We start from the raw sequence: 16263 nt of genomic DNA, 5'->3' as shown, positions 1-16263 counted from the left end.
CGACAACGTATTTGAATGTTGCGTGTCGCCGGAGCGTCGCTAGGGTCTGCTCATGGCAACACCCGGCTCCTATCTCGTCCTGGCCTCGCAGCGCAGTGGCAGCACCCTGCTCGTCGAATCGCTGCGCGCCACGGGCGTCGCGGGCAACCCCGAGGAGTTCTTCCAGTACCTGCCCGAGACGGGCCTGGCTCCGCAGCCGCGTGGGTGGTTCGCCCCGGTGACGAACCCGGACGTGCTCGAGCTGCTCGATCCGCTCGACCCCGGGACGCCGACCACCGAGTCCGCGGTCGACTGGCGCGCGCGGATCCTTCGCGCGGGGAAGAGCGCCAACGGGGTGTGGGGCGGCAAGCTGATGTGGAACCAGACGCCACTGCTCGTCGACCGCGCGGCCGGACTGCCGAACCGGTCGGGAAGCGACCTGCGGTCCGCGATCGACGACGTCCTCGGGGACGTGCTGTGGGTCAAGGTCACGCGGGACGACGTCGTCGAGCAGGCGGTGTCGTTCTGGCGCGCGGTGCAGACGAGAGTGTGGTGCGGGCGGGCGGACCCGGAGGTCGACGCCCGTGCCCGGTACCACCCGGACGGGATCGCCCATCTGGTGACGGAGCTGCGGAATCAGGAATTCGGCTGGCGAAAATGGTTCGAGGACAACGACATTCGCCCCCTCGAGGTCGGGTACGAGGAGCTGACCAGCGATACCACGAAGGTCGTCGCCGGCATCCTCGAGGCGCTGGGCCTCGATCCGGCAGCTGCTCCACCGCCTGCCCTGGAGAAGCAGGGAGATCTCCGCTCGAACGAATGGGCCGAACGCTACCGCGCGGATGCCGCGTCGAGAGGACTGCCGCTGTGAGTACCACCGAGACGAGTGCCGAGACCGTCGCCCCCGACATCCGCCACGTGGAGGAACTGCGTGCCCTCGAGGCCGAGTCGGTGCACATCATCCGCGAGGTGGTCGCCGAACTCGAACGCCCGGTCCTGCTGTTCTCCGCAGGTAAGGACTCGATCGTCCTGCTCCGGCTGGCCGAGAAGGCATTCCGTCCCAACCCGGTGCCCTTTCCCGTGCTGCACGTGGACACCGGACACAACTTCCCCGAGGTGCTGGCATTCCGGGACAGGCGACTCGCCGACGGTGGGCACCGGCTCGTCGTCGCCTCCGTGCAGGAGGCGATCGACAGCGGCCGGGTCACCGAGACCGCCGGGGCCGGCGGCTCGCGGAACCGGCTGCAGACCCGGACCCTGCTCGACGCGCTCGAGGCCGGTGGCTTCGATGCGGCCTTCGGCGGCGCCCGCCGCGACGAGGAACGCGCACGGGCCAAGGAACGGGTGCTCAGTTTCCGGGACGAGTTCGGCCAGTGGGACCCGCGTGCCCAGCGACCGGAACCCTGGTCGTTGTACAACGGGCGGGTCCGGCGCGGGGAACAGGTGCGGGTGTTTCCGCTGAGCAACTGGACCGAACTCGACGTGTGGCGGTACATCGCACTCGAGAACCTGGCGCTGCCGTCGATCTACTTCGCCCACGAGCGTGACGTGTTCGAGCGGGACGGGATCCTGCTGGCGACGTCGGAGTACACCTGGCCCGCCGGGAACGAGGTGCCCGCGCGTGAGTGGGTGCGCTACCGCACCGTCGGCGACCTGACCATCACCGGCGCCGTCCGCTCCACCGCGACGGACATCGAGGCGGTGATTTCCGAGATCTCGGCGGCGCGGGTGTCCGAGCGGGGCGAGACCCGAGCCGACGACCGAACGTCCGAGGCGGCCATGGAAGACCGTAAACGTGAGGGGTACTTCTGATGACCGACATCGCCACACCACAGTCCGCCACCGGGACCACCGGGACCACCGGGACCACCGGGACCACCGGGACGGCGGGGGCATCGGGGGTGTCCGGGGCCCCGACCGCAGCCGGTACGCCCACCCCGCGCCAGCTCCTTCGGCTGGCCACGGCGGGTTCGGTCGACGACGGGAAGAGCACCCTGATCGGGCGCCTGCTCCTCGACACCGACAGCCTGCCGCTCGATCACCTGGATTCGGTCACCGATGCCGACGGGGCCGTGGATCTGGCGGCTCTGTCGGACGGGTTGCGCGCCGAACGTGAGCAGGGCATCACGATCGACGTCGCGTACCGCTTCTTCTCCACTCCCACCCGCAACTACATTCTGGCGGATACCCCCGGGCACGAGCGCTACACCCGCAACATGTTCACCGGGGCGTCGAACGCACACGTCGGGGTCCTCCTCGTCGATGCGCGCGCCGGTGTGCTGCGGCAGACCCGTCGGCATGCCCGGATCGCGTCGTTGCTCGGCGTGCCGCACCTGGTGGCGGCGGTGAACAAGATCGACCTGGTCGACTACGACGAGTCCCGGTTCCGGGAGCTCGAGTCCGAGCTGCGCACGCTCGCCGATCGGCTCGGGGTCGCGGATCTGACCGTGGTCCCGGTGGCGGCACTCGACGGGGACAACGTGGTGCAGCGGTCCGACCGGACGCCGTGGTACGACGGTCCCACCCTCCTCGGACACCTGGAGGAGATCGACCTGGAAGCGCCGGCCGCGCAGGCGAGCGAGCTGCGGCTGCCGATCCAGTGGGTCTCTCGCCCCACCGGCAGCGAGCGGCGGCGGTACACCGGACGCCTGTCGGCCGGCACGCTGGCGGTGGGCGATCCGGTCACCGTGTTCCCGGCCGGAACCGCCAGCACGGTGACGGCGCTCGACACCCTCGACGAATCGAGGGCCGTGGCGGTGGCGCCGCTGTCGGTATCGGTGGAACTGGCCGACGACATCGACGTCGGACGCGGCGACGTCCTCGTCTCCACCGACGGGACGGAGCCGCCCGTCTCCTCCGAAGGGACGGAGCCGCCCGTCCTCGCCCGCGAACTCGACGTCACCCTGTGCTGGTTCGCGGACGGACCGCTGCGCGCGGGTGATCGCGTCGCACTCAAGCACACCACCCGCACGGTGCGCGCCACGGTGCAGGAACTGCACAGCCGACTGGATCCGGAGACCCTCGAGGTGGACGACAGTCCGATCGAGTTGGCACTCAACGACATCGGTACCGTCACTCTGCGCACGAGCTCGGTCGTCGTGGCGGATCGGTACGCCCGCAACCGCGATTCCGGAGCCTTCATCCTCATCGACGAGAACTCCAACGACACCGTCGGTGCCGGAACGATTCTCGAGCCCCGTGAGGTCAAGCCCGGCGAACGCACCCGCAACGACGTCAAGTGGCACCCGTCGGCGCTCGAACGTGCCCATCGGTGGAACGCGGTCGGACAGCGGGGCGCGACGGTGTGGCTCACCGGGCTGCCCGCGTCCGGCAAGTCCACCCTCGCCGTCGGACTCGAGCGTGCGCTCGTCGAATCGGGCCGGGTCGCCTACCTCTTGGACGGGGACAACGTCCGGCACGGGCTCTCCGACGATCTGGGCTTCTCGCCGGGCGACCGCGCCGAGAACATCCGCCGGGTCGGGCACCTCACCCGGCTGTTCGCCGATGCCGGGGTGGTGGCGATCGCCTCCCTGGTGTCACCGCTCGAGGCGGATCGGGAGATCGCCCGCACCCTCAACCATGCCGCCGGCCTGCCGTTCCTCGAGATCCATGTCAGCACCCCGCTCGCCGAATGCGAACGCCGCGACCCCAAGGGCCTGTACCGCCGGGCCCGGGCAGGGGAGTTGAAGGGGCTGACCGGGATCGATGCTCCGTACGAGGCACCGGTGGCGCCGGACCTCGCGGTCGACACGACGGATGCCGACCTCGACCTCCTGGTCCGGCAGATCCTGGAACTACTCGCCGCCCGGCAGCCCGAGGCCGGTGCATCGAGCGGTGCCCTGCACGTGTAGCCGGGTTACGGTGAAGTGTGAGCCATGACTGCTGCACGCCGGCGGCGCAGCGCCCCGACCGGCGGGAACCCACCGGCACACCCGACTCTGCCGCGCCGGGGCGGACACCCCCGCTGATCGCGCTCGACGGCGGCGAGTTCCGGATGGGTTCGGACGATCCCTGGGCGTATCCGCAGGATCGGGAGGGCCCGCCCCGGCAGGTTCAGGTGGCGCCCTTCGAGATCGGAGCCACCACGGTCACGGTGGCCGAGTTCGCGCGCTTCGTGAACGCGACGGGGTACGAGACCGACGCCGAACGGTTCGGTGACTCACTGGTGTTCGCCGGAGTCCTGGGTGCGGACGCCGAGCGCTGGCCCCGCGTCGCGGCGACCCCGTGGTGGTGTGTCGTCGCGGGTGCGGACTGGCGCCACCCGGGCGGTCGGGGAACCGCACTCTCGTCGGTCGCCGATCTCACCGATCATCCGGTCACCCATGTCTCCCGGCGGGACGCGCAGGTCTACTGCCGGTGGTCCGGGACGGACCTGCCCTCCGAGGCGCAGTGGGAGTACGCGGCGCGCGGTGGCCTGACCGGGCAGCCCTTTCCCTGGGGTGCGGAACTCACACCGGGCGGCGAGCACCGCATGAACGTCTGGCAGGGCACGTTTCCCGAGGAGAACACCGCGGAGGACGGGTGGCTGTGGACGGCCCCCGCCAGGAGCTACCCGCCCAACGGATACGGGCTGTTCAACACCACCGGCAACGTCTGGGAGTGGACGGCATCGGGGTTCGATCCCGACAGCGGCGACGATCGCGCGGTGATGCGCGGGGGCTCCTACCTCTGCCACGAGAGCTACTGCCGCCGCTACCGGGTGTCGGCACGTTCGGCGGCCACCGAGGACACCTCCAGCGGACACATCGGATTCCGGGTGATCCGGGGCGGGGCGTGATCCGGAGCGGGGAGTTCGAATCTGCTCGAGCAGAACCCGCCCCTGGCCGGACGGCCCCACTAACCTCGAACGAGGGCATCGGCCGCCCGGCCCGGCACGAGGACGTGGACACCGCGGGGGCCGATCGAAGGCCGAAGGGTGATGGTGAATGACAGGCATCGATGCCGCAGCGGTGACCGGGGCCGATACGACGCGGGAGAACGTACTCCTCGTCCACTGGCACGATCTCGGCCGCCATCTCGAGCTCTACGGCGCCTCGGGCGCGAAGAGCCCGGCCCTGGACGCGCTCGCCGCCGAGGGAGTCCTGCTCACCCGCGCTCACGCCACCGCCCCGCTCTGCTCTCCGTCACGTGGCTCGCTGCTGACCGGCCGCTACCCGCACAGCAACGGCGTGGTGGGCCTGGCCCACCACGGTTGGGAGTACCGCGAGGGGGTGCGCACCCTGCCGCAGCTGCTCGGTGAGCAGGGCTGGAGCAGCGCCCTGTTCGGGATGCAGCACGAATCCGCGACCCCGGGGCGGCTCGGGTACGACGAGTTCGACGTCACCGACTCGGACTGCGACTACGTGGTGGACCGGGCGCAGGAGTGGCTCCACGAGGCGGCGGAGCGACGCCGCGCGGGCGATGACAGCCCGTTCCTGCTCAACACCGGTTTCTTCGAGGTGCACCGGCCCTACTCGCCCCAGCGGTACCCGGTCGGCGATCCTCACTCGTTCGACGTGCCGTCGTATCTCCCGGACACCGCGGACGTGCGGGCGGACCTCGCGGCCTTCCACGGCAGCATCGAGGTCGCCGACGCGGCCACCGGCCGGCTGCTCGATGCCCTCGAGGAGTCCGGGTTCGCCGAGGACACGTGGGTGGTCTTCTTCACCGATCACGGCGAGGCCTTCCCCGGCGCCAAGTCCACGCTCTACGACCGGGGCACCGGGATCTCCTTCATCGTCCGGCCGCCGCGGTCGAGGTCGGTGTCGCCGGTTCGCTACGACGGGTTGTTCAGCGGCGTCGATCTGGTGCCGACGCTGCTCGAACTGCTCGGTGTGGACGTGCCGGAGGACGTCGACGGCGTCTCGCACGCCGCCGTGTTCGCCGGGTCGGACCGCGACACCGAGGTCCGGGACGCGGTGTTCACCCAGAAGAACTACCACGACAGCTACGACCCGATCCGCGCGATCCGTACGGCCGAGTTCAGTTACATCGAGAACTTCGCCTCGCGCAGTGCGCTCGAGCTGCCGCTCGACATCGCCGACAGTCCCTCGGGCCGGGCGATCGGCCGCTCGCACCGTAGGCCACGGTCGGCCCGGGAACTCTACGATCTGCGGGTGGATCCGGGTGAGCAGCACAACCTCGCCGGTGACGCGGCGTACGCGGACATCGAGCAGGTCCTCGCGGACCGGCTGTTCTCCTGGCGGGTGACCACCGGTGACGCGGTGACCGGGGACGCCGAGGGCAGTGCCATCGCGGCCGAGTTCATGCGCCGCTACCGGGCCGCGCTGGCAGGCAAAGAGGCGGTGCCCCGATCGCCGAAGGGGCGGGACCGGCAGTTTCGCGACGCCCGTCCCCGCGCCGCCACCGCCTGAGCAGGATTCCGGTGCGGTCCGGCAGCTGCGGCGTCGCTGAGGTGTGACAGCCGGCAATACCGCGCGACACCCGACGCCTGCACTAGATTCTCGCTATGGACACGGAGACACTCGGAAACGTCGGCCTCGTCCTGTTGTTCGTCCTGATCGGCGGCGTGTTCGCGGGAACCGAACTCGCCCTCGTCTCCTTGCGGGAAGGGCAGATCCGGCAGTTCGAGCAGGAGGGGGCGCGGGGTGAGCGGATCGCGAGCCTGGCCCGCAACCCCAACCGGTTCCTGTCCGCGGTCCAGATCGGCGTCACCCTGTCCGGCTTCTTCTCCGCGGCCTACGGGGCATCCACCCTCGCGCCGGACGTCGCGCCGATCCTCGAGGGCGCCGGGCTCTCGCCGACGGCCGCGGCAACCGTCGCGTTCATCGGAATGACCCTGCTCATCGCGTACCTGTCCCTGGTGCTCGGCGAGTTGGTGCCCAAACGTCTGGCCATGCAACGAGCCATGGGGTTCACCCGCATCCTCGCGCCCCCACTGAATCTGTTCGCGGGCCTCATGCGTCCGGTGATCTGGCTGCTGTCGATGTCGACGAACCTGGTGGTGCGGCTGCTCGGCGGCGACCCGGACGCCAAGTCGGAGGAGATGAGCACTGAGGAGCTGCAGTACATGGTCACCGACACGCACGGATTGACGGCGGGCAGCCGTGCCATCCTCTCCGATGTGCTGGGTGCGAGCGACCGCTCGCTCCGTGAGGTGATGCGGCCACGTACCGAGGTGGAGTTCCTGCCCGCGGACCTGCCACTCGGCCCGGCGCGGGATCGGGTCGGCCGGCTCCCGTACTCGAGGTTCCCGGTCACCCGCGAATCCGTCGACGACATCGTGGGTTTCGTGCACATCCGGGACCTTCTCGGGGGAAGCGACGAGGCGCGGGTGGTGGACTTGGCCCGGGTGATCCTCGCGCTGCCCAGCACCAACCGCGTCCTGCAGGCGCTGTCGATCATGCGCAGCGGGAATCATCACATCGCGCTCGTGATCGACGAGTACGGCGGCACCGCCGGGATCATCACGCTCGAGGATCTGGTGGAGGAGGTCGTCGGCGAGATCTACGACGAGTTCGATTCGCGGATCGAGCCGGAGGACGCCGTCCTGCGGGCAGGGGACACGGTCCGGGTGGACGGGGGGCTGATCCTGCAGGAGTTCGGCCGGCTCACCGGAATCGAGCTGCCCGAAGGCGATTACGAGACGGTCGCGGGGTTCCTCATCGACCGGCTGGGCCGCATACCGGATGCGGGTGACACCGTCGACATCCCCGGCTACGAGTTGAAGGTGCTCAGCGTCAACCGTCGACGGATCGACCGAATTCTCATCACACCGGCGCCCGATCGGTAGAACGACGGTCGGCGGCACGGAGAAAGGCCTTGACCAGCTCGTCGCCCCACAGCGCCGTGGAGCCCACCGCGACGGCGAACAGCCACTGAGTCGACGTCAGTGCGGTCGTATCGAAGAACCGCTGCAGCGCTTCGAGATTGACGGCCGCGATCTGCAGGAGGATCACGCCGATCAGGGCGATCCAGATGGTGTGGTTGGTGAACGTCTGCATCGAGAACACCGAGCGCTTCTCCGAGCGCACGTTGAGCAGGTTGAACACCTGGTAGAACACGAACGTCGTGAAGGCGAGGGTGGTGGCGAACAGTGGGTCGTCGGCGCTCTCCGGGAACAGGTCGGGCCCCCAGTGCAGCACGGACAGCGTGCCGACGGCCATGAGTACACCCATCGTGAGAATGCGTTGCAGCCGACCACGGTTCAACAGTTGCTCGTCCGGCGGCCGCGGCTTCTGCTTCATCGTGTCCCGCTCGGTCGGGTCCACGCCCAGCGCCAGTGCGGGCGGGCCGTCCATGATGATGTTGACCCACAGGATCTGCAGCGCGGTGAACGGCGCCCCGCCCGCCAGCCCGAGCACGCCGGCGGTGAGGAAGATCAGCACGAAACCCCAGGCCGTGGTGAGCTGGAACTTCACGAACTTGATGATGTTGGCGTAGATGCCGCGGCCTTCCTCGACCGCGGCGACGATGGTGGCGAAATTGTCGTCGGTGAGGATCATCTTCGCCGCGCCCTTGGAGACGTCGGTGCCCGTGATGCCCATGGCGATGCCGATGTCCGCCTGTTTGAGCGCGGGAGCGTCGTTGACGCCGTCGCCGGTCATCGCGACCACCTGACCGCCCGACTGCAACGCCTTCACGTAGCGGATCTTGTGCTCGGGTGCGACTCGGGCCAGCACGCCGTATCCGCCGGCGACGGAACGTAGTTCGTCGTCTCCGATGGCGTCCAGATCCGTACCGGACACCGCCTCGCCACCGATCCCCAGATCGTGGGCGATCGCCGACGCCGTGGTGAGGTGGTCGCCGGTGATCATGTGTACGGCGATGCCCGCACCGTGCGCCGTCTCGATCGCCTCCGCGGCCTCCGTCCGGGGCGGGTCGAGGATGCCGACGACCGCATAGACGGTGAGGTCCCCGACGATGTCCTCGAGCCGTTCGGTCTCGCGGGAGACCGCGCCCTCGAACGTGCGCCCCGCGATCATCAGGGTGCGCAGTCCCTCTCCGGCGAGGGACTCGACGTCCGCGAGGATGCGGGCACGGTCGTCGTCGGTGATCTCGCGGTCACCGGCCTCGGTGCGCAGGCGGGTGGCCCGCCTCAGCAGCACGCCCGGTGCGCCCTTCGCGTAGCACCGCACCCCCTCGTCGGGATCGGTGTGCCGGTGGAAGGTCGCCATGAACTTGTATTCGGAGTCGAACGGCACCTCCGCGATCCGGGGATAGGTCTGCCGGGCACCGGCGACGTCGATGCCGCCCTTCTCGGCGAGCACCACCAGCGCGCCCTCGGTGGGGTCGCCGACGAGCTTGCCGTCCGAGACCGACGCGTCGTTGCACAGTCCCATCGCGAGAAAGGCCCGGCGCAGGTCGGGCAGTGGCTGCTCGTCGACGGAGAGGATCTTGCCGTCGGTGGAGTAGCCCTGACCGGACACCCGGAACCGTCGGCCGGCGATGTCCAGGCGGCGCACCGTCATCTCGTTGAGAGTCAGTGTTCCGGTCTTGTCGGTTGCGATGTGCGTGGTGCTGCCCAGGGTTTCGACCGCGCCGAGCTGTTTGATGATGGCACCGCGCTTGGCGAGCCGGGAGGCACCCATGGCCAGGGTGAACGCCACGACCGCGGTCAATCCTTCCGGGATGGTCGCGACCGCCAGGGACACGGCCGTGATCAGCAGATCCGACCAGGACTGCCCGCGCAGCAGCCCGAGAACGAACACCACGGTCACGACGACGAGAGCGACCGTCGTGAGGACCATTGCGAGCCGGTCGATCCGGCGTTGCAGCGGAGTCTTCGCGATCCCCGCACCGCCCAGGAGGGTGGCGATGGAACCGATCTCGGTGTCCATCCCGGTGCCGGTGACCACCATCGCGGCCCGGCCGCGGGTGACCTCGGTGTTCATGAACAGCATGTCGGTGTGGTCGCCGATCGGCAGGTCCGGGTCGTCGAGCGCGTCGGTGGACTTGTCGACCGGCTGGGATTCGCCGGTCAGCGCGGATTCGGCCACCTGCAAGCGGGCGGCATCGACGACGCGACCGTCCGCGGGGACGGCGTCACCGGCCTCGAGCAGTACGACATCGCCCGGCACCAGTTCGGCCCGCGGGATCCGCTGCTCGACGCCGTCGCGACGAACCCGCGACTGCGCGATCGACATGTCCCGCAAGGCCTGCAGGCTGGATTCGGCACGTGCCTCCTGCACGTAGTTGAGCACCGTGTTGAGGGTGATCACGGCGAGGATGACGACGGGGGTCTCCCATTCGCGGGACACCGTGGCGCTGACCACGGCCGCGACGATCAGGACGATCGTCATCTTGTCCGCGAGAAGACGCAGCACCTTCCGCCACGCCGGGTCCGAGGGTGCCTCGGCGAGCAGGTTCGGCCCGTACTGCGCGCTGCGCCGCTCCACGGCGGCGGCGTCGAGGCCGCGGGCCGGATCGACGTCGAGTTCCCGGGTGACGTCCCCGACCGTGCGGGTGTGCCAGCTGCGTGTCACTCGTGCCTGCCCTTCTGCGATTCGCGCAACGGCCACGGAGTCGTGCCCGCCCCCGCCCGTTCGGGATCAGCCCTCGAAGAGGTCCTTCTCGGTCAATCCCGTGGCGGCGAACGCGGCCGGGAGATCGGGGTGCCGGAAGATCGAGGTCACCTGGTCGTCGACGACACGGAACGCAGCGGCCCCCGGCGTCGGACCGTCCTGGTCCGTTCCCCAGGTCTCCGTGACCTCGGCGACGACGATGCCTTCGTGTTCGAACATCCGGCCCACCGAGAGCGTGAGCCCGGCGCCGGTGGCCCACTCGCGCAGTACGTCGAGGCCCTGGCTCGCGCCGTCGGCGCCGCCGACCTCGATGTCGGTGCTCGACAGGTTCAGCAGGGTGTCCACGTCGTTGTCGGCGAGGGCGTCCTTCCAGGCGAGGACGGTGGCGATCTCGGAGATGCTCATGCCCCAACGCTAGCCGCAGAACCGAGCGCGGTCAGGCGAAGCGGGGCGTCGGATGCGCCACGTGAAAAGATGCACAGGTGAGCCCTGCCGCAGTACCCGATTCGTCCGCCACACCGACGTCCCCGCCCCCGACGCCTTCCGACCCGTTCTTCACGATCGGCACCCGGCTGGACGGACAGTTGGGCCGCACCGGCGTGATCCACACGCCCCACGGCGACATCCGGACACCGTCGTTCGTGGCGGTGGGGACGAAGGCCACGGTCAAAGCGGTGCTGCCGGAGTCGATGAAGGAACTCGGCGCGCAGTCCCTCCTCGCGAACGCCTACCACCTGTACCTGCAACCGGGGCCGGACATCGTCGACGAGGCCGGCGGACTGGGCGCGTTCATGAACTGGGACGGGCCGACGTTCACCGACAGCGGTGGATTCCAGGTGATGTCGCTGGGAGTCGGGTTCAAGAAGGTGCTCGCGATGGAGCACGTCGGGGTGCGTTCCGACGAGGTGATCGCGGCGGGCAAGGAGCGGCTCGCGACCGTAGACGACGACGGCGTCACCTTCAAGTCGCACCTCGACGGCTCCCGGCACCGGTTCACGCCGGAAGTGTCCATGCAGATCCAGCATCAGCTCGGCGCGGACATCATCTTCGCGTTCGACGAACTCACCACCCTGTTCAACACCCGGGAGTACCAGGAACAGTCGGTCGAGCGCACCCAGGCCTGGGCGGTGCGCTGCATCGCCGAGCACGAGAAACTCACCGCCGCCCGCACCCATCGCCCCTACCAGGCGCTGTTCGGCGTCGTCCAGGGCGCGCAGTACGAGGACCTGCGCCGCCGTGCCTGCCGGGGCCTCGAGTCGCTCACCGGTGAGACCGGCCGCGGCTTCGACGGGTACGGCATCGGCGGGGCTCTCGAGAAGGACAACCTCGGGACGATCGTGCGCTGGTGCAGTGAGGAACTCCCCGAACACAAGCCGCGCCACATGCTCGGCATCAGCGAGCCGGACGACTTCTTCGTCGCCGTCGAGAACGGCGCCGACACGTTCGACTGCGTCAACCCGTCCCGGGTGGCGCGCAACGCCGCGATCTACCACCCCGACGGCCGGTTCAACATCAACACCAGCCGGTTTCGTCGGGACTTCACCCCGATCGACGAGAACTGCGACTGCTACACCTGCGCGCACTACACCCGGGCGTACCTCCACCACCTGTTCAAGGCGAAGGAGATGCTCGCCTCGACGCTGTGCACGATCCACAACGAGCGGTTCACCGTCCGGCTCGTGGACGACATCCGCGACAGCATCGACGCCGGGCGCTTCGACGAGTTCAAGGCGGAGACGCTCGGCCGCTTCTACGCGGGCCGGTAGGTCGGTTCGTTCTTCTTGACGTACCCGATCACCAGGTAGGTGACGGGCATGACGACGACCTCGATGAGCGTCTTCCACAGGAAGCCGACGATCAGGTAGTTGAAGAACGTGCTCCAGGAGTCGATTCCGATGGCGCCTGCGGCGATGGAGCAGAAGATGAGTGTGTCCGCGAACTCGCCGACGACGGTGGACCCGATGAGCCGGGCCCACAGGTGCTTTTCCTTCGTGCGCTCCTTGATGAGCACCAGGGTCGCGGAGTTGAGCAGCTGGCCCACCAGGTACCCGGCGAGCCCGGCGAGCAGCAGGCGCGGATACACCCCGACGACGGACTCCAGCGCCGACTGGTTCTCGTAGAAGTCGGCCGGGGGCAGCGCCAGGAGCAGCCAGAAGCAGAGCGCACCGAGGATCAGGGCGCCGAAGCCGAGGAAGATGGCCCGGCGAGCGGCCTTGAAACCGTAGACCTCGCTCAGGACGTCGCCGATGATGTACGCCAGCGGGAACAGGAAGAACCCACCGTCGGTGATGATCGGCAGGATCTGGATCGGCCCCAGCGCGAACTCGGCGCCCTCGAAGAACGCGACCCCCTTGGTCGCGCAGATATTCGAGATCAGCAGCGTCGCGGTGAAGAGCGCGACGAACGTCGGGTAGTAGCTGCGACTGACGTCGGCGAAGGTCGCGTGCGTCGGCGTCTTCTCTGCCTGCTCCGAGCTTTCTGCCTGATCCGAGGGATTCACGCCCGACATCCAAGCACTAAAACGACTGCGGGCGCGAGTTCACCGAATCGGTGCACTCGCGCCCGCAGTCGTGGGGTGGCGCGGTGGGCGCGGTCAGGTCAGGCCTGGACGACCCGGGTGCCGCCCGCGAGCTCGTCGTGCTTGCCCTGCTTGGTGGGGCTGGAGTTGATCGTGACGGCGATCACGATCCACACCGCGATCCCGACCAGGCCGAACAGGAACCCGATGATCGGCAGCGAGCCGAGGACGCTGATCGCGTAGAACGCGTTGCGGATCAGCGACTGCTGCTGGGTGGGGAGGCCGCCGTCCGGGCCGAGGACGTGCAGCTTGAAGACCATCTTGCCGACGGACTGGCCGCGAGTGGTCTCCATGAGGACGAAGTAGCCGATCGTCCCGGCCGCGGTGACCACGGCACCGAGGAAGCTGCCGACGAAACCGCCGATGGTGAACACGAGGATCCCGTTCACGAACAGGAGCGGGATCAGCAGGATCAGGCCGTCGATGAACCGTGCGCCGAATCGGGCACCGAGTTCACCCGGGCGAGCCGGACCGGCGCCGGGGTACGGGCCACCGGCCGGAGCCTGGCCGTACGGGGGCTGGCCGCCGAACTGCGGGCCGGGCTGACCGTAGCCGGGCTGCTGCCCGAACTGGTCCTGACCGGGCGCCGCCTGCCCGTAGGTCTGCTGGCCGAACTGCTGGTGCGGCTGCTGGTTGAAGTTCTGACCCTGATTCGGATCGAATCCACCGGTCGTCATATGTGTTGGTTCCCCTCCGTGTGTCTCGAATGACCGGCGTTACTCTACGCACACACTGTGACTGGTGAGGTGTCGTGTACCCCCGCCGAAACGGATGAATGGCACTTTCATCGCCTCAGAGGCGATGAAAGTGCCATTCATCCGGGGAGGGTGCAGGCTCGGGGCCGCACCCTCGGAAGATCACGCGGGAGCGGAGATGAACCGTCCCGTGACCAGCCGGTACGCGTAGGTCGACGCGATCAGAGTCACCGGGGTGGTGACCAGGAGGCCGATGCCGCAGAGCAGCGCGCCGACGATGTTGATGCCGACGAGCGCGAGAGCGAGCAGGAACAGGGTTCCCGCATTCTGCGAGATCGTCCGGAAGCTGGACTTGATCGCGGTGATCGCGTCCTGCTCCTGGTCGATGACGAATTGCATTGTCCACCAGGTGAAGAAGAGCACCACCAGGCCGGGGATGATCAACAGGATGAAGCCGATCGTCGTCAGGATGCCGACCAGGATCGCGGCGATGAATATCGCGGCGACATTGGTGAACTGGAAGAACGAGCCGATGACCGGCTTGTTTCCGTCCAATTCGTGCAGGGCGCCGCGAACCATCGCGGCCTGGATCAGGATGCCGATCACCGCACCGATGAGGCTGACGAGTATGCCCCATATCGAGAACGCGGCCATCGTCGAGCCGCTCGCGGAGTCCGTGTCGAAGCTGAAGTTGGGATTCAGCAGGCCGACAAGTGCCTGGATCAGCCAGAAAATGAGGCCGATACCGACCCACACCAACCAGTTCTTGGTGAACTTGCTCCAGCCGTAGCTGATCGCGTCACCCACCGACAGGCTGCTCGGTGTCGGTGCGCCGTACCCGGAGACCGGGGGTGGGGGTGGGTATCCGCCGGGTGGCGGTGGAGGCGGTGGTGGATAGCCACCACCCTGCTGCGGTGGAGGCGGGTAGCCCCCCGGCGGTGGGTAACCGCCACCCTGCGGGGGTGGAGGCGGGTAGCCCCCCGGCGGTGGGTAACCGCCACCCTGCGGGGGTGGAGGGTATCCGCCGGGTGGTGGGTATCCGCCCGGCGGTGGAGGCGGCGGCGGTGGCGGTGTGCCACCGGAAGGTGGTGTGCCTTCCGGATCGGGGGCGCCGTACTTGTCGTCGTCGGAATTTCCGGTCGTCATGACGTCTCCTCGACTCGGGGGGCGAGCGTAGTACTGGAGTGACAGTTCAGTAACTCTACGTGCGAAGCGGGGCGAACGGCGGGGTTTCATTCGCGGTGTGCGCGTCGCAACGCGATGGCATACCCTGCTGCGGTGACGACGCCCTCGGGACCGAACGAACACGGTCCGGTTCCGGATCCCCGGCTGCAGCAGCCCGGATACGGGCCGCCGCCATATCTCCCGTACCCGTATCCCTATCCCTACCCCTATCCGTACGCACCGCGCGGAACGAACGGGCTGGCGATCGGGGCGTTCGTCGCGTCCACGGCGGGATCGTTCATCGCCTGCGGAATCGGGGCGCTGGTGGGGATCATCCTGGGCATCGTCGCGTTGCGACAGATCGCCGTGACCCCGCAGGACGGTAGGGGTTTCGCGATCGCTGCCATCGTGATCGGAGTGGTGGTCCTCTCCCTGTTCGTGATCCTGATCGGCGCCGCGATCTTCCTCTAGCGTCCGGGTCGGGCGAACACCCACGGTGTCCGGGGCAGCGTCGCGGGATCGAATCGGTCGAGAAGCAAGGGAAGGTCGACGGTTTCGCCGGCGCGGGCCAGGCCCAGAGACCGGGCCAGACGTGAGAGCACCTGCGCGGGTGAGTGACCGAGGGCGACCTGATCGGCCAGTGTCACCGCACCGTCGCGTTTGGCCAGCCGTTTTCGTTCCGCATTGAGGGCGAGCGGGACATGCGCGTACGTGGGGACGGCGAGATCCAGCAGCGAGGCCAGATATGCCTGGCGTGGAGCGGAACCGAGCAGGTCGTCGCCGCGGACCACCTGGTCGACACCCTGTGCCGCGTCGTCCACCACGACCGCGAGGTTGTAGGCGGGCACACCGTCCCCGCGTCGCAACACCACGTCGTCGACGATGCCGGTGTAGTCACCGCGCAGGACGTCGTGCACGGTGAACGTGTCGACCAGTGCGGACAACCGTGTCGCGGGGCGACGGCCGGTCGCGCGGCGCTGTTCCCGCTGCTCGTCGGTCAGGGTGCGGCAGGTGCCGGGGTAGGCCCCGGCCGGTGCGTGTGGGGCCGACGCCGCTTCGAGGATCTCTCTGCGCGTGCAGTAGCACTCGTACGTCCTCCCCTGCGCGGCCAATCGCGCGATGGCGTTCTCGTACAGCGCGATCCGTTGCGACTGGTGGACGACCGGGCCGTCCCAGTCGAGTCCGAGGGCGGCGAGGTCGTCGAGCTGGCGTGTTTCGGCCCCCGGACGCACGCGGTCCAGATCTTCGACGCGGAGGAGGAAGCGCCGGTCGGTGGAGCGTGCGAACAGCCAGGCGAGGACGGCCGTCCGCAGGTTGCCCAGGTGCAGGTCGCCGGAGGGGCTCGGGGCGAATCGCCCCGCGCCCGACATGGTGACGTGGTCCG

Annotated in this window: 14 protein-coding genes; 8 read left to right on the top strand and 6 right to left on the bottom strand. The window is 68.8% G+C overall.

From position 1 onward, the window contains the following. Positions 1 to 52 precede the first annotated feature (52 nt). From stf0 to G4H71_RS08680, 6 genes are all read left to right on the top strand, one after another. Positions 53 to 850, top strand: a complete 798-nt coding sequence (gene stf0 / locus G4H71_RS08705; protein ID WP_072737386.1) for a trehalose 2-sulfotransferase — start codon at positions 53 to 55, stop codon at positions 848 to 850. Next, entirely contained in the window at positions 847 to 1791 is a 945-nt protein-coding gene (cysD, locus tag G4H71_RS08700; RefSeq protein WP_072737385.1) for a sulfate adenylyltransferase subunit CysD, read from the top strand. Before stf0 ends, cysD begins: the two co-directional genes overlap by 4 nt. Continuing rightward, positions 1791 to 3830, top strand: a complete 2040-nt coding sequence (gene cysC, locus G4H71_RS08695; protein WP_083343042.1) for an adenylyl-sulfate kinase — start codon at positions 1791 to 1793, stop codon at positions 3828 to 3830. The genes cysD and cysC overlap by 1 nt, the downstream gene beginning before the upstream one ends. 17 nt (positions 3831 to 3847) lie before the next feature. Next, complete coding sequence (locus G4H71_RS08690) at positions 3848 to 4756, top strand: formylglycine-generating enzyme family protein (RefSeq protein WP_083343043.1); 909 nt, start codon at positions 3848 to 3850, stop codon at positions 4754 to 4756. 148 nt (positions 4757 to 4904) lie between these two features. Next, positions 4905 to 6332, top strand: coding sequence for a sulfatase family protein (locus G4H71_RS08685; RefSeq protein ID WP_072737384.1), 1428 nt, complete (start codon positions 4905 to 4907; stop codon positions 6330 to 6332). Positions 6333 to 6427: 95 nt separating this feature from the next. Continuing rightward, the gene (locus G4H71_RS08680; protein WP_072737383.1) at positions 6428 to 7711 is read left to right on the top strand and encodes a hemolysin family protein; all 1284 of its coding nucleotides are present in this window, start codon (positions 6428 to 6430) and stop codon (positions 7709 to 7711) included. On the opposite strand, the gene G4H71_RS08675 is transcribed toward G4H71_RS08680, so the two are convergent. Together G4H71_RS08675 and G4H71_RS08670 are read right to left on the bottom strand one after the other, a co-directional pair. Next, on the bottom strand, positions 7689 to 10403 hold the full coding sequence (locus G4H71_RS08675; protein ID WP_072737382.1) for a cation-translocating P-type ATPase: 2715 nt from the start codon (positions 10401 to 10403) through the stop codon (positions 7689 to 7691). The two genes, G4H71_RS08680 and G4H71_RS08675, sit on opposite strands and share 23 nt — an antisense overlap. 66 nt (positions 10404 to 10469) lie before the next feature. Beyond that, positions 10470 to 10847: a nuclear transport factor 2-like protein gene (locus G4H71_RS08670; RefSeq protein ID WP_072737381.1), complete on the bottom strand. Its 378-nt coding sequence runs from the start codon at positions 10845 to 10847 to the stop codon at positions 10470 to 10472. A gap of 77 nt (positions 10848 to 10924) precedes the next feature. On the opposite strand from G4H71_RS08670, the gene tgt reads away from it, so the two are divergent. Then, positions 10925 to 12208: a tRNA guanosine(34) transglycosylase Tgt gene (tgt, locus tag G4H71_RS08665; RefSeq protein WP_072737380.1), complete on the top strand. Its 1284-nt coding sequence runs from the start codon at positions 10925 to 10927 to the stop codon at positions 12206 to 12208. Here the strand turns inward: tgt and G4H71_RS08660 are convergent. The 3 genes from G4H71_RS08660 to G4H71_RS08650 form a co-directional block, all read right to left on the bottom strand. After that, positions 12193 to 12951, bottom strand: coding sequence for a queuosine precursor transporter (locus G4H71_RS08660; RefSeq protein ID WP_072737379.1), 759 nt, complete (start codon positions 12949 to 12951; stop codon positions 12193 to 12195). The two genes, tgt and G4H71_RS08660, sit on opposite strands and share 16 nt — an antisense overlap. Positions 12952 to 13040: 89 nt before the next feature. After that, positions 13041 to 13697 (bottom strand): RDD family protein, encoded by a 657-nt coding sequence (locus G4H71_RS08655; RefSeq protein ID WP_072737378.1) that lies wholly within the window; start codon positions 13695 to 13697, stop codon positions 13041 to 13043. A gap of 180 nt (positions 13698 to 13877) precedes the next feature. Next, on the bottom strand, positions 13878 to 14861 hold the full coding sequence (locus G4H71_RS08650; RefSeq protein WP_072737377.1) for a DUF2189 domain-containing protein: 984 nt from the start codon (positions 14859 to 14861) through the stop codon (positions 13878 to 13880). A 132-nt stretch (positions 14862 to 14993) separates the two neighbouring features. On the opposite strand from G4H71_RS08650, the gene G4H71_RS08645 reads away from it, so the two are divergent. Further along, entirely contained in the window at positions 14994 to 15350 is a 357-nt protein-coding gene (locus tag G4H71_RS08645) for a DUF4190 domain-containing protein (RefSeq protein ID WP_169847135.1), read from the top strand. Here G4H71_RS08645 and gluQRS read toward each other — a convergent pair. Next, positions 15347 to 16249: a tRNA glutamyl-Q(34) synthetase GluQRS gene (gene gluQRS, locus G4H71_RS08640; RefSeq protein ID WP_072737555.1), complete on the bottom strand. Its 903-nt coding sequence runs from the start codon at positions 16247 to 16249 to the stop codon at positions 15347 to 15349. The two genes, G4H71_RS08645 and gluQRS, sit on opposite strands and share 4 nt — an antisense overlap. Positions 16250 to 16263 lie beyond the last annotated feature (14 nt).

Origin of the sequence: Rhodococcus triatomae (assembly GCF_014217785.1) — a bacterium.
GTDB lineage: Bacteria > Actinomycetota > Actinomycetes > Mycobacteriales > Mycobacteriaceae > Rhodococcus_F > Rhodococcus_F triatomae.
This window is presented reverse-complemented; position numbering and strand designations above follow the sequence as displayed.

Excerpts from the sequence above, each read along its gene's own strand:
- stf0 (WP_072737386.1), top strand. The coding sequence starts at position 53 with ATGGCAACACCCGGCTCCTATCTCGTCCTGGCCTCGCAGCGCAGTGGC.
- cysC (WP_083343042.1), top strand. The coding sequence starts at position 1,791 with ATGACCGACATCGCCACACCACAGTCCGCCACCGGGACCACCGGGACC.
- G4H71_RS08685 (WP_072737384.1), top strand. The coding sequence starts at position 4,905 with ATGACAGGCATCGATGCCGCAGCGGTGACCGGGGCCGATACGACGCGG.
- G4H71_RS08680 (WP_072737383.1), top strand. The coding sequence starts at position 6,428 with ATGGACACGGAGACACTCGGAAACGTCGGCCTCGTCCTGTTGTTCGTC.
- G4H71_RS08670 (WP_072737381.1), bottom strand. The coding sequence starts at position 10,847 with ATGAGCATCTCCGAGATCGCCACCGTCCTCGCCTGGAAGGACGCCCTC.
- G4H71_RS08660 (WP_072737379.1), bottom strand. The coding sequence starts at position 12,951 with ATGTCGGGCGTGAATCCCTCGGATCAGGCAGAAAGCTCGGAGCAGGCA.
- G4H71_RS08655 (WP_072737378.1), bottom strand. The coding sequence starts at position 13,697 with ATGACGACCGGTGGATTCGATCCGAATCAGGGTCAGAACTTCAACCAG.
- G4H71_RS08650 (WP_072737377.1), bottom strand. The coding sequence starts at position 14,861 with ATGACGACCGGAAATTCCGACGACGACAAGTACGGCGCCCCCGATCCG.
- gluQRS (WP_072737555.1), bottom strand. The coding sequence starts at position 16,249 with ATGTCGGGCGCGGGGCGATTCGCCCCGAGCCCCTCCGGCGACCTGCAC.